Source organism: Kribbella sp. NPDC051586, assembly GCF_044453965.1.
Taxonomy (GTDB): domain Bacteria; phylum Actinomycetota; class Actinomycetes; order Propionibacteriales; family Kribbellaceae; genus Kribbella.
In genome coordinates this window covers 535,721-550,714 of the sequence record NZ_JBITDF010000001.1, presented here as the reverse complement: position 1 = coordinate 550,714, position 14,994 = coordinate 535,721, and the positions used below count along the sequence as shown (strand labels likewise).

Here is a 14,994-nt window from a genome sequence, read left to right as displayed (position 1 = left end):
CGGCCCGCTCAGCAGTAACCTGTGCGCATGAGTGCAAAGGTGGCCGTTCTCGGGGCCGGTGTGATGGGAGAGACGTTGCTGTCCGGGCTGATTCGGGCCGGGCGGCGACCGGAGGACCTCCTGATCACCGAGCGCCGGGAGGAGCGCGCCGCCGAGCTTCGGGAGCGGTACGGCGTGGATGTCGTCTCCAATCTCGACGCGGCGAAGCAGGCAGAGACGCTGGTCCTGGTGGTGAAGCCGCAGGACATGCCCGATCTGCTCGCGGAGATCGCCCCGGCGGTCCAGCCGACCCAGACGGTGGTTTCGCTGGCCGCCGGCATCACGACCAAGTTCGTCGAGTCCCGCCTGCCCGAAGGCGTCGCCGTCGTACGCGTCATGCCGAACACGCCCGCCCTGGTCGACGAGGGCATGGCCGCGATCTCCCGCGGCGCGCACTGCGACGAGAGCCATCTCGAGCTGGCCGAGAGTCTGCTGGCCGCGACCGGTCGTGTGGTCCGGGTGCCGGAGAAGCAGCAGGACGCGGTCACCGCGATCTCCGGCTCGGGTCCGGCGTACATCTTCTTCGTGGTCGAGTCGATGATCGAGGCCGGCGTCCACATGGGGCTCCCGCGCGGTACGGCGACCGACCTCGTCGTGCAGACCGTGGTCGGCTCGGCGAAGCTGCTCCGCGAGACCGGCGAGCACCCGACGGTACTGCGGGAGCGCGTGACGTCCCCGGGCGGTACGACGGCTGCCGCGGTACGCGAGCTGGAGGACCACAAGGTCCGTGCGGCGTTCCTGTCCGCGATCGAGGCCGCACGCAACCGTTCCCGCGACCTCGCCGCAGAATAGGCCGCAGAACAGCCGCCGAATAACACCTCTCGCTCTGCTGGCGTTATGGTTGTGCGCCGCAGTTCCTTCCTTGTTCAAGGGTTGAGTCGCTATGGTCCCGCCCATGGGTAATGGTTCGGTCGAGCCGGACACCGCGCCCCCTCAGCAGCAGCACGAGGTCGCGCCGCAAGCTGACGTGCCCCAGTTGCCGTGGCGCATGCCGCTGGATCCGGCGCCGTGGTGGGCCTGGGCGCTGTTCGTGCTGCCGTTCGTCGCCGTCCCGGCCTTGAACTCCTGGCTGTGGATGGGCGCCCGCGACATGCTCGCGGTCGCTCTGCTGACGATCATCGGCGCGTCCGTCGTCCGCGTCGCCGGCGGCGTGGTCCTCTACCGGGTCGAGCTGACCGGGACGGCGCTGAAGGCCCGCACCAGCATGCTGATCCGCAGCCTGGCCTGGCAGGACGTCGACGCGATCGAGATCGGCGACGACAACGTCGTGCTCACCCGCGGCCAGGACGAGAACGAGATCAACGGCATCCCCAAGGACCGCACCGCCGAGGTCGGCGCAGTCATGGAAGCGATCCGTCAGCAGGCGGCCGACACCCCGGTACGCCGCCACCGCCCGCGGCCCGGCATCGGCGCCCTGCTCGTCCTGCTGTACCTCGTGCTGTCGATCGGCGCCTTCCTGCTCCGTTGGCACATCGTCATCTGACGGTCCACGGCCCCTCGCCGGCGATCCGCTCGACGGTGATCCGGACCACCACGCCGGTGTCCCAGATCCCTTCGCCGAACGGGAACTCCGGCAGGCCGAGGTACCGCTGGGTCTCCCGGTCCATCAGCGCCTTGTAATCCTCGGGGACGCCGGGCCCGTGGATCTTCGCGGTGCCTCGCACAACCAGGTACTGCGTGATCCCGCGCGCGCTGACCTGGTCGTCCTGGATCAGCAGCGTCACCCGCGGATCCCGGAACAGGTTGCGGGTCTTGCGGTGCGGCGCCTGGAGACCGACGAGGATGTCGTCGCCGTCGCGCTCGGCCCACACGAGCGAGGCCTGTGGCGACCCGTCGGGGTCGATGGTGATGATCGTGACGTCCTTCGGCTGCTCGAAGAGCCGGTGTGCGCTGGCCGGGAGAATGCTCATGACACAGAACGCTAGGCAGCCCCGTGGGAACCTGTGGGTACCCTGATCGCTGTGTACGGTGTGGAACCCGGCGACGTCTTCCTGGCCGACTGCCCCGCGCGGTTGGCCGTCGAGGTGATCGCGGACAAGTGGGCCGTCGTCGTCCTGTGGGGACTGAACGACCATCCGCGACGGCACTCCGAGCTGGTCGACCTGATCGGCGGCATCTCGAAGAAGGTGCTGACCCAGACCCTGCGCCGCCTGCAGACGAACGGCCTGGTCACCCGCACCGACCACGGCGGCGTCCCGCCTCGTGTCGAGTACGACCTGACCGACCTCGGCCGCACGCTGATGGGCCCGATCCGCCTGCTCACAGAGTGGGCGGAAGAGAACGGCGAAGCAGTCCTCGAGGCCCAGGAAGCCTCGCCCGCCTCCTAGAGACCGCATCACCTAGAGGCAGGATGGCCGCATGGACTTCTCTTTGTGGCCCGCAGCCTCCCGGCGCTGGCAGGACGTGCTCGAAGGAGCGGAGTACGCCGAGCGCACCGGTTGGCACGGGGTCTGGATAGCTGATCACTTCATGCAGAACGGCGACGACCTGACTGTTCCGGTCAACGAGTGTCTCGCCCTGATCGCCGGCATCGTCGCCCGCACCTCGCGGGTGCGGGTCGGCTCGATGGTGCTCGGCAATACGTACCGGCACCCGGCGGTGGTCGCGAACGCGGCCGCGACGATCGACCAGATGGCGAACGGGCGGTTCGTGCTCGGCATCGGCGCCGGGTGGCAGGTCAACGAGCACGACGTGTACGGGATCGAGCTGCCGGCGATCGGCCCGCGCCTCAAGCGGTTCGAGGAAGCCTGTCAGGTGATCAAGGGGCTGCTGACGCAGGACCGGACGACGTTCGACGGCACGTACTACCAGCTGCACGACGCACCCTGCGAACCGAAGCCGGCCAACCTGCCGATCCTGATCGGCGCCTCGGGGGAGAAGGTTGCCCTTGGCATCGTTGCCAGGTACGCGGACGAGTGGAACCACTGGGGCCGGCCGGAGCTGGCGGCGCAGAAGGGCGCGGTGTTCGCCCGGCACTGTGAGCGGGCGCAGCGGGACCCCGAGACGGTGCGGCGGTCCGCGCAGACGTTCCTCGAGGTCGTGCAGCCGGGAGATTCTGCGGCCGCGGAGCGGAAGACGCGGCTGGAAAGCAACAGCGCGCACGTGATCATGGGATCGGCGCAGGAGGTGCTCGACGTGGTCGCGCAGTACCCCGAGGCGGGCATCGACGAGCTGCTGGTGCCGGATGCGTTCCTCGGCGACGGCAACCGGCGCTTCGACGCCCTGGAGCGACTCCGCGAAGAGGTGCTAGCGAAGGTCTAGTGTCGCGACCACGGGCCAGTGGTCGCTGGGAACGCGGCCGTCCGGGAGGTAGTGCGAGACGGCCGCGTCGGTCACCGTCCACGTCGATGTGACGAGGATGTGGTCGATGCGGTCGTCGTCCACGGCGCCGGTGAAGTTGTGCCAGCTGCCGCCCGCCTCGAGCGGTACGGCGAGGGACAGGCCGGCGTCGACGAGGGACTTGACCGGCGGCGAGTCGGGGGTGGCATTGAGGTCACCCATCACGATCCACGGCAGCGATCCGCTGATCCAGCGGGCGATCAGCCGCGACGACTGCAGTTGCGCGACCTCGCCGGCGTGGTCGTAGTGCGTGTTGACGACGCCGACCGTCGTGCCGTTGCGGTGCCGCAGCCAGACCAGTGTCGCGATCCGGGTCAGGTCGGCGTCCCAGCCGATCGATCCCGGCGTGCCCGGGTCGTCGGACAGCCAGCGGGTCTCGTACCGCTCGATCCGCCAGTCGCCGGGCCGGACCAGGACGACGGAGTGCTCGCCCGCACTCATCCCGTCGTCCCGGCCGGCGCCGACGATCTCGTACTTCGGGAACCGCCAGCGCAGGTACTCGAGCTGGTCGGGCAGCACTTCCTGCAGCCCGACCACGTCCGCGTCCAGGTGCTCGATCGCCGCCACGGCCGCTTTCCGCCGTACCGGCCAGGCGTTGTCGCCGTCCGGTGCGGAGGAGTTGCGGATGTTGAACGTGGCGACGCGAATCCCTGGGCGGATCTTCATGGGGTCGATCCTGCCAAACCCATCGCCCGGGTCGCCGCTCGGAGTCGGGGAGAGCTCGCTTCGAGCGCGCGATCCCGGCCTTGCGCGAGCAGCTGATCGATCGCGACGGGGTCGGTCGTCAGCCGCGCGTACTCCTTCTGCAGCGGGTCGAGCACCGCGAGGACGGCGTCCGCGACGTCCTGCTTGAGCGCGCCGTACGACGCGTACGACTTCGCCAGTTCGACCGGGTCGCCGTCGGTGCACGCGGCCAGGATGTCGAGCAGGTTGGTCACCCCCGGCTTGTTCGCCTCGTCGTGCCGGACCTCGTTCTCGGAGTCCGTCACGGCGCGCATGATCTGCCGGCGGATCACGTCCGGCGGGTCGAGCAGCCGGATCGTGCCGATCGCGTCGTCGGCGGCGGACTTGCTCATCTTCGCGGCCGGGTTGGCCAGGTCCTTGACCCGGGTCGCCAGCGCCGCCTTGTTCAGCTGCGGTACGACGAACGTCTCGCCGTACTCGCGGTTGAACCGGATCGCGATGTCCCGCGCCAGCTCGACGTGCTGGTCCTGGTCGCCGCCGACCGGGACCCGCTCCGCGCCGTACAGCAGGATGTCCGCGGCCATCAGGCACGGGTACGTGAACAGCGACGCCCGCGTCATCGGGCGATTGCCCTTCTCCTTGTACTGGATCATCCGGGACAGCTCCCCGACGTACGACGTGCACTCGAGCAGGTACGCGAGCTGGGCGTGCGTGGGTACGTCGGACTGGATGAAGACGGTGCCTTCGGGGACGCCGGCCGCGAGCATCAGCGTCGCGAACTCGCGGGTCAGCGCGGCGAGTCTTCGAGGGTCGTGCTTGGTCGTCATCGCGTGCAGGTTTGCGACGAAGTAGAAGCCGTCCGGGTCGGTGAACCGGCGCAGCGCGCCGAGGTGGTTGCCGAGCGTCAGCCGGCCGGACGGGGTGATGCCGGAAAGCGAGGTCATGATCGTGCCCTTTCGGTGAATGGGCCCCACCGAGGGCAACGAAAAAGGCCGCCTCGGAGAGGCGGCCTTGGTGGCTGCGTGCGAACACGCCGGGTGGACCGCCCTAGGCGGCCCACCACAGCTGCAAGTTTGTGTTCACGGTCAGAGCGTACCTCATCGGGCCGTCAGCGACTGAACGATCAGTTCGTTCCGGGCGTCCTGGCCCAGGGGCACCGACGGATGTACGCCGTCGCGCAGGTAGTTCAGCAGCCGGTACGGCTTGACCCAGAGCCACTCGGCCCAGCGGATGATCCGCAGGTTCGTGTACTTCTCCTGGGCGTCGTACATCTGCATGTTGAGCCAGGAGCTGTTGCGCTGGTCGGCGAGCTGCATCGTCGCGTCGACGCTCTTGCGCACGGCCTGGATGTTGACCCAGTACACCGTCCGGTTCCGGCCGGCGATGCTCATCGCGCGGTCGAGCTGGGCGGCGAACTTCGGCGGGTCGAAGATGTCGTTGGATCCGCTCGCCATCAGGATCCGCCGCGGCAGGCCGTACGCCGTCGCCCACTGCTGCAGCGCGTCGACGGCACCGGAGGTCGGCCGGCTGGACCAGTTGTTCACGGCCATCTGGCTGCCGTCGCGCCCCAGCAGCCGGGTCGCGAGCGACTTCCCGTCCTGGACCGAGATGCTGTCGCCGAACATGTAGACGCCGTCGGTCTCGAGAACGCGATGGATCTGCGTCGTGGTGGAGATGGCCCGGGTGCCGTTGGCCCAGGAGCCGAGGACGCCGGACCCGTACGGACCGGTCGTCGTGGCAGCCGTGGCAGATGTGGACGCCGTCGTGGCGGATGCGGTCTGGGTGGAGACGACCACGGTGGCGGCAGCAGCCGCTCCGACCGTGAAGATCTGCCGCCGATTGGGTTTCAGTTGCCTCACGGAAAGTACTGTGCGGGTTCGACGGTCACCCCCGCAAGTCTGAATCTCACTGTCTGCAGTCAATTCTGCAGGAAGTTGCAAAATCCTGTAACGCTTTGCAGTCCGGAGCCGATGAATCGACTGTTGGACCACCGACGGGACGGCGCGACCTGGGAGGGGTGTTGCGCCGCCCCGTCGCTCTTGTTCACGCGCCCGTGGCCAGTTCCTCGATCAGCGGGCCGGCCACCGCCATCAGTTCCTCCGGCGACGCGTCCAATCCGTCCAGCCGGACCAGGTGGCGACCGATCACCAGGCCCAACGTCAGCGCTCCGATCACTCCGGACCGCAGTACTGCGTCGTCCCCGGGCAACTGCGCCGCCACCTGTCGCTGCTGCGAGGTCATCGCCGCGCGCACCTCCTCGGCGGCTTCCGGATGGCTGAACATCGCCCGCAGCGCGGCGAGCGCGGCCGCCGGCTCGTCGGTCAGCTTCTCGGCCAGGGCGGCGGTGAGTTGCCCGGCGATCTGCTCCGGAGAGCCTTCGATCGGGCCGTCCGCGGGGATCGCGGCTGCCTGCGCGAACAGCTTCTCCTTGGAACCGAAGTACCGCATCACCAGCCCGGGATCGCTGCCTGCCGCCGTGGCGATCGCCCGGATCGTCGTCCGGTCGAAGCCGTGCTCGCCGAACAGCTGCCGCGCGGCGGTCAGGATCCGCGTCTCGGTCCGCTGCCGCTGTTCCACCCTGGTCGCCATGGAATTCAGTCTACGCATGTTGACTCAGTGCCGTGATCGGATCTACCTTTCAGTCAACACATGTAGACCGAATCGAGGACGTTGCGATGATCCAGGCGATCGTGCTGGCCTTCCTGGCCGGGCTGATGGGCTTCAACGGCATTCCGCACTTCGTGCAAGGCATCACCGGGCGTGAGTTCCCGAACCTGACCGGCAACTCGGCCACCAACAACGCGGTCGGCGGCCTGTCCGCGTTCGCGATCGCCGGCGCACTGCTCGCCCTGGCGCACGTGGCCGATCATGTCTGGGCCGCGCTGGTCGCCGGGGCTGCCGGTGCCGTGGTGATGACCGTCTTCCACGCCCGGCGGGGCGCTTACTGGATGAGTGCAAGGTTCGGGAAGCCACTTCCGAACGCGTGACGGTTAAGGTCGAGGGCATGAGCGGTGAGGCGTTGCTGGTCTTCGACGACGGATTGACGGCGTACGACTTCGGCCGTGGGCACCCGATGAGTCCGATCCGGGTGGAGTTGACGATCAAGCTCGCGCGGGCGCTCGGCGTACTGGACGAGCTCAAGGTCGTGCCCGCGCCGACAGCGGACGATGCGCTGCTCGAGACCGTGCACACCCAGGAGTACGTCGCCGCGGTGAAGCGCGCGGGGGAGCATCCCGACGACGTGGATCCGGTGCACGGCCTCGGCACCTCGGACACGTACTGCTTCCCGCGGATGCACGAGGTCTCGGCGCGGATCGTCGGCGCCTCGGTCGAGGCCGCCCGCGCGGTCTGGGCGGGCGACGTACTGCACGCCGCGAACATCGCCGGCGGTCTGCATCACGCAATGCCCAATCAGGCCAGCGGTTTCTGCGTGTACAACGACCCGGCGATCGCGATCCAGTGGCTGCTCGACCACGGCGCCGAGCGGGTCGCGTACGTCGACGTGGACGTGCACCACGGGGACGGCGTGCAGACCGTGTTCTACGACGATCCGCGGGTCCTCACCGTCAGTCTGCACGAGTCGCCGACCACTCTGTTCCCGGGCACCGGGAGTGCGGGGGAGACCGGTGGACCGAACGCCGAAGGTACGGCGGTCAACGTCGCGTTGCCGCCCGGGACGGGAGACGCGGGCTGGTTGCGGGCCTTCCACGCCGTCGTACCGGATGTGGTGAAGGCGTTCCGGCCTCAGGTGCTGGTCACGCAGCACGGATGCGACTCGCATGTCGAGGATCCGCTGGCGCACCTGACGAAGACGATCGACGGCCAGCGGGCCGCGTACGCCGCTCTGCACGACCTGGCGCACGAGCTCGCGGACGGCAAGTGGATCGCCACCGGCGGCGGCGGGTACGCGATCATCGACGTCGTGCCGCGGGCCTGGACGCACCTGCTGGCGATCGTCGCGGGCGATCCGATCGACCCGCTGACGCCGGTGCCGGAGGGGTGGCGCGAGGAGGTTCGGACGCGGTTCGGCCGGGTCGCGCCGATGCGGATGACCGACGGCCGGGACGCGACCTACGCCGACTGGTCGACCGGCTACAACCCCAGCACCTGGCTCGACCGCGCAATCAAGGCGACACGCGACGCGAGCTTCCCTTTGTTAGGTCTCGATTCAACATATTAAGCCGCACCGAGTCACACGAGTCCCCCTCTTTCCCATTCGTACCAACAGCCACTACGCTCTTTGTATGCACGGACGGAGGTGCCGGAGGGGAAGCCGGCGCACGATCCGTGCTGGAAGTGCGGTGCGCAATGGCATCAAAGAAGTCCGGTGGTGAGCAGCCGCTCGCCGAGGTGAAGTTCCTGACCGTGGCGGAAGTCGCCACGGCCATGCGCGTGTCCAAGATGACTGTGTACCGGTTGGTGCACTCCGGTGAGCTGCCCGCGGTGCGGGTGGGTCGTTCGTTCCGGGTGTCGGAGGACGCCGTGCACGACTACCTCAAAGGCGCCTTCTTCCAGGCCGGATAACAACGAGAGTCGAAGGGGCCGGATCCGTCCACGGACCGGCCCCTTCGGCACGTCTACGGCCGGAAGAGTGCCCGCAGCGCCTTCGCGGCCTGCTCGACGGCCTCGTCCGGCAGGTCCGCCCAGAGCTCGTGGTGCGCGGCCGAGCTCGCCTTCACCGCCTGCTCGGCAAGGCTGATGCCCTCCGGCGTCAACCGGATCTGCGTCCCACGCCCGTCGTCCGGATCCGGCTCGCGGACGACCAGGCCCCGGCGTACCAGCTGATTCGTCACGTTGCTGGTGCCGCCGGACGACAGCAGCAGGCTCCGGCTCAGGTCCGACGGCTTCTGCCGGTACGGCGTACCGCCGCGGCGCAGCGAGACGATCACGTCGAACTCCGCCGTGGTCAGGCCGAGGTCGCGCAGCACCCGCCTGGTCGACTCGTTCAGCTCGCTCGCCAGCACCATGATCCGCTTCGCCAGCTCGCTGGTCGGGTTCAGCACCTCGGGCAGCTCCTGCTGCCACGAGGCGATCAGTTGGTCCACCGGATCGTCGATCACGGTTGACAGTCTAGATCCCTTTAGTGATAGCTTTTAAGAAAGCTTTCAAGTGAGGGAGATCTGAATGAGGCTGTTGCTCAAGGGCGGGACGGTGGTCGACACCTACCCGGAGGTCGTCGTCCGGCGGGACACCGACGTACTGATCGAGGACGGGCGGATCGCGGCCGTCGGGGCCGGTCTGGAGGTGGACGCGGAGGTGGTCGACGCGACCGACCGGATCGTGCTGCCGGGGTTCGTCGACACGCACCGGCACCTGTGGCAGACCGCCTTGCGCGGCGTCACGGTCGACGACGACCTCGGCACGTACTTCGAGCGGGTGCTGGGCGCGTACGGCTCCAAGTTCCGCGCCGAAGATGTTGCGGCAGGCAACCTTGTCGGTGCGCTGGAGTGCCTGGACGCAGGGATCACGACGGTCCAGGACTACTCGCACGTGCAGCGGTCGCCCGAGCACGCCGACGCGGCCCTGGATGCCTTGGAGCGTAGCGGGATCCGGGCCGTCTTCGGCTATGGTCCTTCGCCACTGGCCGGCAGTGCTGTTGACGCGGCGGAGATGCGGCGGATCATGGCGCGCCGGTCCGAGCGCCTCGGTCTCGCCGTCGCGGCGATCGGTCCGTCGTTCGTGCCGTTCGAGACGGTGCAGGCGGACTGGGAGCTCGCGGACTCGCTGGGAGTGCCCGTTGTGGTGCACATCAGCAGCAGTTCGCAGACGCCGGATCCGATCACGCGACTACGCGACGCCGGCCTCGCCCGGCCGAACACCCTGTACGTGCACGGCAACAACCTGCCGGACTCCGAGTTCAAGGTCATCGCCGAGACCGGCGCGGCCGTCGCGGTCACGCCGACGGTCGAGGCGCGGATGGAGATGGGACAGCCGCTGGCCGGCCGGCTCCGCGCGGCCGGGGTCGACTTCAGCCTCGGCATCGATGTCGTGACCACGTCCGGCGGTGACATGTTCCGGGCGATGCACGAGGTGCTTGCCCTTGGCTACACGTCGTTCTCGGCCGCGGACGTGCTGCAGCTGGCCACCGTCGGTGGTGCTCGCGCGCTCGGGCTGGCGGATGTCGGATCGCTTGCTGTCGGCAACAAGGCCGACGTGGTCCTGGTGCGCGGTACGGACATCAACCTGGCCGGCGGGCTGCACGATCCGGTCGCGACGGTGGTCACGGCAGCGCACCCGGGCAACGTGGACACGGTCCTCGTCGGCGGTACGCCGGTCAAGCGCGACGGTCAATTGGTCAGCACGTCACTGTCCGGCGCCCTCGGCGCGCTGGCCGAGTCGACGGCGTACCTCACCGCTTGAGAAGTGCGCGGATCGCAGTACTGATCTCGTCCGGCGCTTCCTCTGCCATGAAGTGGCCGGCCGTCGTGGTCTGGTGGTGGAGGTCGGTCGCCCAGGCCTTCCAGCGGGCGGCCGCGTCGAAGCCGAGCGCGGCACCCCAGTCCTGCTGGATCACCGCGACCGGCATCCGCAGCTTGTTGCCCTGAGCAAGGTCTTCCTCGTCGTGCGTCACGTCGATCGTCGCCGAGGCCCGGTAGTCCGCGACGATCGACGGCACCGCCAGCCGCGAAGCCGACAGGTAGACGGATCGGACCCCGGGCGGGATCGCCGCGGGATCGTTCGCCCACAGATCCAGGAAATGCCCGAAGAACTCGTCGGACGCCGCCGCGATCATCCGCTCCGGCAACCCGGTGGGCTGCGCCATCAAATAGAGATGGAACCCCACCGCCGCGCTCGTACCGTGCATCACTTCCCACATGTCGAGCGTCGGCAACACGTCCAAGCACATCAGGTGACCGACCACCTCCGGATGATCGAGCCCGGCCCGGAATGCAACTAACGCCCCCCGGTCATGCCCCACCAGCGCGAACCTCGAATGCCCGAGCTCGCGGGCCATCGCGACGATGTCCGCCGCCATGGTCCGCTTCGAGTAGTCACCCTCCGATTTGTCGCTGTCGCCGTACCCCCGAAGGTCCGGGCAGATCACGGTGTGGTCAGCTGCCAGCTGATCGGCGACATGCCGCCACATCAGGTGCGTCTGCGGGAACCCGTGGAGCAGCACGACCGGCGTACCGGAGCCGGCGACGGCAACGTTCAAGGTGACGCCGTTCGCGTGGACCTGTTGATAGTCGAATACGTTCACGCCGACAGCCTGGTGGATGCCGATGAGCGTTCGATGAGCGCGCTACGGTGGCCGGGTGGAGTTCGGCGTGCTTGGGCCGGTGGTGGCCTGGGACGGGGAACCGGTTGATTTGAAGGGGCCTCGGCATCGGGCGGTGCTGGCTCGGTTGATCGTCGCCCGGGGACGCGTCGTACCGGTAGGCGTTCTGGTGGACGACTTGTGGATGGATCCGCCGGCCGGTGCGTTGAGTGCGGTGCGGACGTTTGTCGCCGCGCTCCGGCGGGCGATCGAGCCGGATCGGGCGCCGCGGACGCCAGCGCGGTTGCTCGTGACGTCGGGGCCCGGCTATGCGTTGCGGACCGAGGCTGTCGATGCGTTGCGGTTCGAGGCGGCCGTGCAGGCGTCGCTGTCGCCGGGCGAGTTGTTGCCGGAGCTGCTGGCCGGCTTGGCGTTGTGGCGCGGTCCGGCGTACGCGGAGTTTGCCGACGAGAGATGGGCGCTGGCCGAGCGGACGCGGTTGACCGAGCTGCGGTTGCGGGCGGTGGAGCGGGTCGGGGAGGCGCGCCTCGCGTTGGGGCTAGCGGCGGAGGCAGTGCCGGAGTTGGACGCGCATGTGACCGAGCATCCGTGGCGTGAGGATGCGTGGCGCCTGCTGGCGTTGGCGCTGTACCGGAGCGACCGGCAGGGCGACGCTCTCGCCGTACTGCGTCGCGCTCGGGAGACTCTGGCCGGTCAGCTCGGTGTGGATCCTGGTCCGGCGCTCACGCGGTTGGAGAGCGACATCCTCAACCAGGCAGCGCATCTCTCGCCGGCCGGGAGCGTCTGGGCGGACACAACCGCGGCGTACGACCGGGTGGTCGGTGGGACGCGCGCTCGGATCGAGTCGACGGTCGGCCTGCTGCGCAACCTCGCGGTCACCGGTGGCGGCGGGCTGGAGGCCGCACGCGGACACCGTCTCGCTGCCGTCACGGCCGCCGAGGAGCTGGGTGACCCCGACCTGACGGCACGAGTCATCGGCGCGTACGACGTACCCGCCATCTGGACGCGCTCCGACGACGAGGCGCAGGCCGCGGCGATCGTGGCTGCCGCCGAACGGGTCCTGCCGACGCAGGATCATCCGAGCATCCGGGCTCGGCTGCTCGCGACCATCGCGCTCGAGTCGCGTGGATCGCGTTCGCCGCGACCTCGCGATGCGGCGCTCGAGGCGGAGCGACTCGCACGCGGTCTGGATGATCCCGCGCTGCTGGCGTTCGCGCTGAACGGCGTGTTCATGCAGACCTGCCACCGAGCCGGTCTCGCCATCGAACGCGACGCCATCGGCGCCGAGCTCGTCGTCCTCTCCCAACGCCACAACCTGTTTACTTACGAGGTTCTCGGTCACCTGATCCGGCTCCAGTCCGCCTGCGCGCGGGCCGATCACACGGCCGCCGACGAACACGCCGCGGCCGCCGACGCATTGGCCGGCCGCCACGAGCTGCCGCTCGTCGCCGTCTTCACCCGCTGGTACGCCGCTCTCTGCGACGACACCCCTTCGTCCTACCGCGCAGCTGCCGCCCTGCTGGAAGGTGCCGGGATGCCTGGCCTGAGTGCGGGCCTTCTCCCGTTGGCGCTGGCCGCCCACGCGATCCGCCACGACGAGGCGATCCCTCAGGCCGACTACGGCCCGCACACCCCGTGGGTCAGGGGATCGCTGGACCCGCCACCCGGGCTGCTGCTCGAGGCGTACTGGGCGCTGACCGCCCACGCGGCCCGGCAGGCGGGTGACGCCAAGCTGTTGTCGAAAGCGCAGATCGCGCTGGCACCTGCTGCTGACGAGCACGCGGCCGGCAGCGGTCTACTCACGCTCGGCCCGATCTCGGCGTACCTGGGCTAGAGATCGTCCGGAGAGCCGCTCTCGGACTTGCGGTCGGCCTGCTGCCGCAGCTCGTGGTGCGACTGGTGCGCGGTCGTCCGGTACGCCTCGTCGTACGCCGCGAGCGCGCCGGCCACGCCTGACCCGCGCCCGCGGCGCTTCGCCCACGACGCGAACCAGGTCAGCCCCGCGAGCACCACGACGAGCCCGCCGAGAAACACCACGTACGCCATTCCTCCACCGTACTGCGCCATTCCCAGCCGGCTGCCAGGTTCCTTCCAGGACCGTCGCAGGCCGCGCCACCAGGATGGAACCACCAACCTGAAGGAGGCCCCCGATGCCGATCCGAATCGTCAAAACAGTTGCCGTAGGCACCATCGCGACCCTCGGCCTGGCCGCCGTCGCCTTCACCCCCGCTGCCTACGCGAGCACATCCACCCGCACCGCCACCCCACACCTGGCCGTGCTCACCAAACCGGTTGTCCCGGTCGTGGTCCGCAAGGCCGCCTAGAGGTCGAGACGCCAGTCGTTGCAGCGCATCCAGTGTCCCTTCGGGTACTCGAAATCGCGCTCACCGAGCAGCGTGAAACCAGCCTTCCGGCACAACGCATTGGACGCCCCGTTCGCCACGCCCGGGTAGGCGTGCAGCGTCCGATGCGTGCCGGCCGCAGCCGCAACCTTCGCTATCTCGTTCACCGCCACCGTGGCCAGTCCTCGCCCCTGGAACTCGGGCAGGATCGCCCACCCTGTCTCCCAAACGGTCTCGGTGCTCTCGCTGTGCTCCCAGTAGCCGACCGACCCGGCCCGCTCGCCGTCCGCGGTGACGATCACGAACATCTGGCCGGCGAAGTCGTTCTCGACGTACTTCCGGTGCCGGTCTCGCAGCTTGTCCGGCGTCTCCGGGCCGCCCAGGTAGGCCGTCATCTCCGACGTATTGCACCGCTCGAGCAGCGAGAAATCCTGCTCACTCCAAGGATCCAGCGTCACCATGTGGGCAGTACATCAGGCCCCACCGACATCATCAGGCCGGGCGGCGAGCGCGGAGGGCCAGGGCGTGGGGGATGTCGGGGCCGGTGGGCTCCTCGAAGTGTTCGGCGGTCAGGCCGGATTTGATGACGGCGTTCAGATACTCGGCGAGGGGGACGTGGCGCATGCCGATCCGGCGGCGGATGCCTTCCGCGCTCCACCACGGCGACTCGTCGTGCCAGCCGGACTGGCGGTACGTCGGGTAGGCGGTCCGCCGGCCGTCCTCCTCGTACAAGACATGCGGTCCGTTGAAACAGGGATGTACGCCGTACGCGACCAGCACCCCGCCGGGGCGCAGCACGCGAGCCGCCTCGAGCAGGACCGCGCCGAAGTCGTCCACGTCGGTCGAGATCCACATCGTGATCGCGGTGTCGAAGGACGCGTCCGCGAACGGGAGGGCGGCGGCGTCCCCGTGCACCAGCGGACCGTCCGTACGGGCCCGGGCCCGCTCCAACTGGTCGATCGAGTAGTCCAGGCCGACCGGGGTGCGCCCGCTCGCGCGGATCGTCTCGAAGTTGCGCCCGGTGCCGCAGCCGATGTCCAGGCACGGGCCGGAACCAGTCCCGAGCAGCTCCAGAATCCCGGGCTGATGCGTCTCCGCGCCGACCACGAACCGCTCGTCGTACCACTCCGCCAGACCGTCGTACCGAGCCCGCATCCAAGCCTCCCCAGGTCACGTCAAGTTTAGTGGAGGAGCCTGCTTTAGGTCGGGGGAGTGACCTACAGGTAAGCTTTGCCGACGTTCTCTTTGAGTTTGGATGGTCAGACGTGGGTTCCGTAATCAAGAAGCGCCGTAAGCGTATGGCGAAGAAGAAGCACCGCAAGCTGCTGAAGAAGACGCGGGTGCAGCGCCGCAAGCTCGGCAAGTAGCCGG

21 protein-coding genes are annotated in these 14,994 nt (G+C 68.9%); 11 read left to right on the top strand and 10 right to left on the bottom strand.

Going from position 1 to position 14,994, the window contains the following annotated elements; genetic code table 11:
• Window positions 1-27 precede the first annotated feature (27 nt).
• Together proC and ACIA58_RS02770 are read left to right on the top strand one after the other, a co-directional pair.
• Complete coding sequence (proC, locus tag ACIA58_RS02775) at window positions 28-831, top strand: pyrroline-5-carboxylate reductase (RefSeq protein WP_396401860.1); 804 nt, start codon at window positions 28-30, stop codon at window positions 829-831.
• Window positions 832-934: 103 nt separating this feature from the next.
• Window positions 935-1,522, top strand: coding sequence for a hypothetical protein (locus tag ACIA58_RS02770; RefSeq protein WP_396401859.1), 588 nt, complete (start codon window positions 935-937; stop codon window positions 1,520-1,522).
• Here the strand turns inward: ACIA58_RS02770 and ACIA58_RS02765 are convergent.
• The gene (locus tag ACIA58_RS02765) at window positions 1,515-1,949 is read right to left on the bottom strand and encodes a TIGR03618 family F420-dependent PPOX class oxidoreductase (protein WP_396401858.1); all 435 of its coding nucleotides are present in this window, start codon (window positions 1,947-1,949) and stop codon (window positions 1,515-1,517) included. The genes ACIA58_RS02770 and ACIA58_RS02765 overlap by 8 nt on opposite strands.
• A gap of 51 nt (window positions 1,950-2,000) precedes the next feature.
• On the opposite strand from ACIA58_RS02765, the gene ACIA58_RS02760 reads away from it, so the two are divergent.
• Both ACIA58_RS02760 and ACIA58_RS02755 read left to right on the top strand, forming a co-directional pair.
• Window positions 2,001-2,366, top strand: a complete 366-nt coding sequence (locus ACIA58_RS02760; protein ID WP_396401857.1) for a winged helix-turn-helix transcriptional regulator — start codon at window positions 2,001-2,003, stop codon at window positions 2,364-2,366.
• A gap of 31 nt (window positions 2,367-2,397) precedes the next feature.
• The gene (locus ACIA58_RS02755; protein ID WP_396401856.1) at window positions 2,398-3,300 is read left to right on the top strand and encodes an LLM class flavin-dependent oxidoreductase; all 903 of its coding nucleotides are present in this window, start codon (window positions 2,398-2,400) and stop codon (window positions 3,298-3,300) included.
• On the opposite strand, the gene ACIA58_RS02750 is transcribed toward ACIA58_RS02755, so the two are convergent.
• The 4 genes from ACIA58_RS02750 to ACIA58_RS02735 form a co-directional block, all read right to left on the bottom strand.
• Window positions 3,286-4,044 carry an endonuclease/exonuclease/phosphatase family protein gene (locus ACIA58_RS02750; RefSeq protein WP_396401855.1) on the bottom strand — a complete coding sequence of 253 codons (759 nt, stop codon included), beginning with the start codon at window positions 4,042-4,044 and terminating at the stop codon, window positions 3,286-3,288. The two genes, ACIA58_RS02755 and ACIA58_RS02750, sit on opposite strands and share 15 nt — an antisense overlap.
• Window positions 4,041-5,006 carry a tryptophan--tRNA ligase gene (trpS, locus tag ACIA58_RS02745; RefSeq protein ID WP_396401854.1) on the bottom strand — a complete coding sequence of 322 codons (966 nt, stop codon included), beginning with the start codon at window positions 5,004-5,006 and terminating at the stop codon, window positions 4,041-4,043. The genes ACIA58_RS02750 and trpS overlap by 4 nt, the downstream gene beginning before the upstream one ends.
• Before the next feature lie 153 nt (window positions 5,007-5,159).
• Window positions 5,160-5,921, bottom strand: coding sequence for a hypothetical protein (locus ACIA58_RS02740; RefSeq protein ID WP_396401853.1), 762 nt, complete (start codon window positions 5,919-5,921; stop codon window positions 5,160-5,162).
• A 184-nt stretch (window positions 5,922-6,105) separates the two neighbouring features.
• Window positions 6,106-6,651, bottom strand: coding sequence for a TetR/AcrR family transcriptional regulator (locus ACIA58_RS02735; protein WP_396401852.1), 546 nt, complete (start codon window positions 6,649-6,651; stop codon window positions 6,106-6,108).
• A gap of 86 nt (window positions 6,652-6,737) precedes the next feature.
• Here ACIA58_RS02735 and ACIA58_RS02730 point away from each other — a divergent pair, with 86 nt between their 5' ends.
• The 3 genes from ACIA58_RS02730 to ACIA58_RS02720 all read left to right on the top strand — a co-directional run bounded on the left by ACIA58_RS02730 (window position 6,738) and on the right by ACIA58_RS02720 (window position 8,586).
• The gene (locus ACIA58_RS02730) at window positions 6,738-7,049 is read left to right on the top strand and encodes a hypothetical protein (protein ID WP_396401851.1); all 312 of its coding nucleotides are present in this window, start codon (window positions 6,738-6,740) and stop codon (window positions 7,047-7,049) included.
• Window positions 7,050-7,066: 17 nt separating this feature from the next.
• The gene (locus tag ACIA58_RS02725) at window positions 7,067-8,242 is read left to right on the top strand and encodes an acetoin utilization protein AcuC (RefSeq protein WP_396401850.1); all 1,176 of its coding nucleotides are present in this window, start codon (window positions 7,067-7,069) and stop codon (window positions 8,240-8,242) included.
• 128 nt (window positions 8,243-8,370) lie between these two features.
• Window positions 8,371-8,586: a helix-turn-helix domain-containing protein gene (locus ACIA58_RS02720; RefSeq protein ID WP_012923942.1), complete on the top strand. Its 216-nt coding sequence runs from the start codon at window positions 8,371-8,373 to the stop codon at window positions 8,584-8,586.
• Between the two features lie 53 nt (window positions 8,587-8,639).
• Here the strand turns inward: ACIA58_RS02720 and ACIA58_RS02715 are convergent, their stop codons facing one another.
• Window positions 8,640-9,122 (bottom strand): MarR family winged helix-turn-helix transcriptional regulator, encoded by a 483-nt coding sequence (locus tag ACIA58_RS02715; protein WP_396401849.1) that lies wholly within the window; start codon window positions 9,120-9,122, stop codon window positions 8,640-8,642.
• Between the two features lie 64 nt (window positions 9,123-9,186).
• Between ACIA58_RS02715 and ACIA58_RS02710 the strand changes: the two genes are divergently transcribed.
• A complete protein-coding gene (locus ACIA58_RS02710) occupies window positions 9,187-10,422 on the top strand; it encodes an amidohydrolase family protein (protein ID WP_396401848.1) in 1,236 nt (411 codons plus the stop codon).
• On the opposite strand, the gene ACIA58_RS02705 is transcribed toward ACIA58_RS02710, so the two are convergent.
• Window positions 10,412-11,263: an alpha/beta fold hydrolase gene (locus ACIA58_RS02705; RefSeq protein ID WP_396401847.1), complete on the bottom strand. Its 852-nt coding sequence runs from the start codon at window positions 11,261-11,263 to the stop codon at window positions 10,412-10,414. The two genes, ACIA58_RS02710 and ACIA58_RS02705, sit on opposite strands and share 11 nt — an antisense overlap.
• Before the next feature lie 55 nt (window positions 11,264-11,318).
• On the opposite strand from ACIA58_RS02705, the gene ACIA58_RS02700 reads away from it, so the two are divergent.
• Window positions 11,319-13,115, top strand: a complete 1,797-nt coding sequence (locus ACIA58_RS02700; RefSeq protein ID WP_396401846.1) for a BTAD domain-containing putative transcriptional regulator — start codon at window positions 11,319-11,321, stop codon at window positions 13,113-13,115.
• Here the strand turns inward: ACIA58_RS02700 and ACIA58_RS02695 are convergent.
• Window positions 13,112-13,327: a hypothetical protein gene (locus tag ACIA58_RS02695; RefSeq protein ID WP_396401845.1), complete on the bottom strand. Its 216-nt coding sequence runs from the start codon at window positions 13,325-13,327 to the stop codon at window positions 13,112-13,114. The two genes, ACIA58_RS02700 and ACIA58_RS02695, sit on opposite strands and share 4 nt — an antisense overlap.
• A 104-nt stretch (window positions 13,328-13,431) precedes the next feature.
• Between ACIA58_RS02695 and ACIA58_RS02690 the strand changes: the two genes are divergently transcribed.
• The gene (locus tag ACIA58_RS02690; protein ID WP_396401844.1) at window positions 13,432-13,605 is read left to right on the top strand and encodes a hypothetical protein; all 174 of its coding nucleotides are present in this window, start codon (window positions 13,432-13,434) and stop codon (window positions 13,603-13,605) included.
• Here the strand turns inward: ACIA58_RS02690 and ACIA58_RS02685 are convergent.
• Both ACIA58_RS02685 and ACIA58_RS02680 read right to left on the bottom strand, forming a co-directional pair.
• Window positions 13,602-14,084: a GNAT family N-acetyltransferase gene (locus ACIA58_RS02685; protein WP_396401843.1), complete on the bottom strand. Its 483-nt coding sequence runs from the start codon at window positions 14,082-14,084 to the stop codon at window positions 13,602-13,604. The two genes, ACIA58_RS02690 and ACIA58_RS02685, sit on opposite strands and share 4 nt — an antisense overlap.
• A gap of 31 nt (window positions 14,085-14,115) precedes the next feature.
• Complete coding sequence (locus ACIA58_RS02680; protein ID WP_396401842.1) at window positions 14,116-14,778, bottom strand: class I SAM-dependent methyltransferase; 663 nt, start codon at window positions 14,776-14,778, stop codon at window positions 14,116-14,118.
• Between the two features lie 110 nt (window positions 14,779-14,888).
• On the opposite strand from ACIA58_RS02680, the gene ACIA58_RS02675 reads away from it, so the two are divergent.
• Window positions 14,889-14,990, top strand: coding sequence for a 30S ribosomal protein bS22 (locus ACIA58_RS02675; RefSeq protein WP_008356322.1), 102 nt, complete (start codon window positions 14,889-14,891; stop codon window positions 14,988-14,990).
• Window positions 14,991-14,994 lie beyond the last annotated feature (4 nt).

What these genes read in the sequence shown, in the direction of transcription:
- ACIA58_RS02690 (WP_396401844.1), top strand. Translation starts at nt 13,432, where the DNA reads ATGCCGATCCGAATCGTCAAAACAGTTGCCGTAGGCACCATCGCGACC.
- ACIA58_RS02710 (WP_396401848.1), top strand. Translation starts at nt 9,187, where the DNA reads ATGAGGCTGTTGCTCAAGGGCGGGACGGTGGTCGACACCTACCCGGAG.
- ACIA58_RS02755 (WP_396401856.1), top strand. Translation starts at nt 2,398, where the DNA reads ATGGACTTCTCTTTGTGGCCCGCAGCCTCCCGGCGCTGGCAGGACGTG.
- ACIA58_RS02730 (WP_396401851.1), top strand. Translation starts at nt 6,738, where the DNA reads ATGATCCAGGCGATCGTGCTGGCCTTCCTGGCCGGGCTGATGGGCTTC.
- ACIA58_RS02735 (WP_396401852.1), bottom strand. Translation starts at nt 6,651, where the DNA reads ATGGCGACCAGGGTGGAACAGCGGCAGCGGACCGAGACGCGGATCCTG.
- ACIA58_RS02695 (WP_396401845.1), bottom strand. Translation starts at nt 13,327, where the DNA reads ATGGCGTACGTGGTGTTTCTCGGCGGGCTCGTCGTGGTGCTCGCGGGG.
- ACIA58_RS02680 (WP_396401842.1), bottom strand. Translation starts at nt 14,778, where the DNA reads ATGCGGGCTCGGTACGACGGTCTGGCGGAGTGGTACGACGAGCGGTTC.
- ACIA58_RS02750 (WP_396401855.1), bottom strand. Translation starts at nt 4,044, where the DNA reads ATGAAGATCCGCCCAGGGATTCGCGTCGCCACGTTCAACATCCGCAAC.
- ACIA58_RS02685 (WP_396401843.1), bottom strand. Translation starts at nt 14,084, where the DNA reads ATGGTGACGCTGGATCCTTGGAGTGAGCAGGATTTCTCGCTGCTCGAG.
- ACIA58_RS02720 (WP_012923942.1), top strand. Translation starts at nt 8,371, where the DNA reads ATGGCATCAAAGAAGTCCGGTGGTGAGCAGCCGCTCGCCGAGGTGAAG.
- proC (WP_396401860.1), top strand. Translation starts at nt 28, where the DNA reads ATGAGTGCAAAGGTGGCCGTTCTCGGGGCCGGTGTGATGGGAGAGACG.
- ACIA58_RS02725 (WP_396401850.1), top strand. Translation starts at nt 7,067, where the DNA reads ATGAGCGGTGAGGCGTTGCTGGTCTTCGACGACGGATTGACGGCGTAC.
- ACIA58_RS02770 (WP_396401859.1), top strand. Translation starts at nt 935, where the DNA reads ATGGGTAATGGTTCGGTCGAGCCGGACACCGCGCCCCCTCAGCAGCAG.
- trpS (WP_396401854.1), bottom strand. Translation starts at nt 5,006, where the DNA reads ATGACCTCGCTTTCCGGCATCACCCCGTCCGGCCGGCTGACGCTCGGC.
- ACIA58_RS02765 (WP_396401858.1), bottom strand. Translation starts at nt 1,949, where the DNA reads ATGAGCATTCTCCCGGCCAGCGCACACCGGCTCTTCGAGCAGCCGAAG.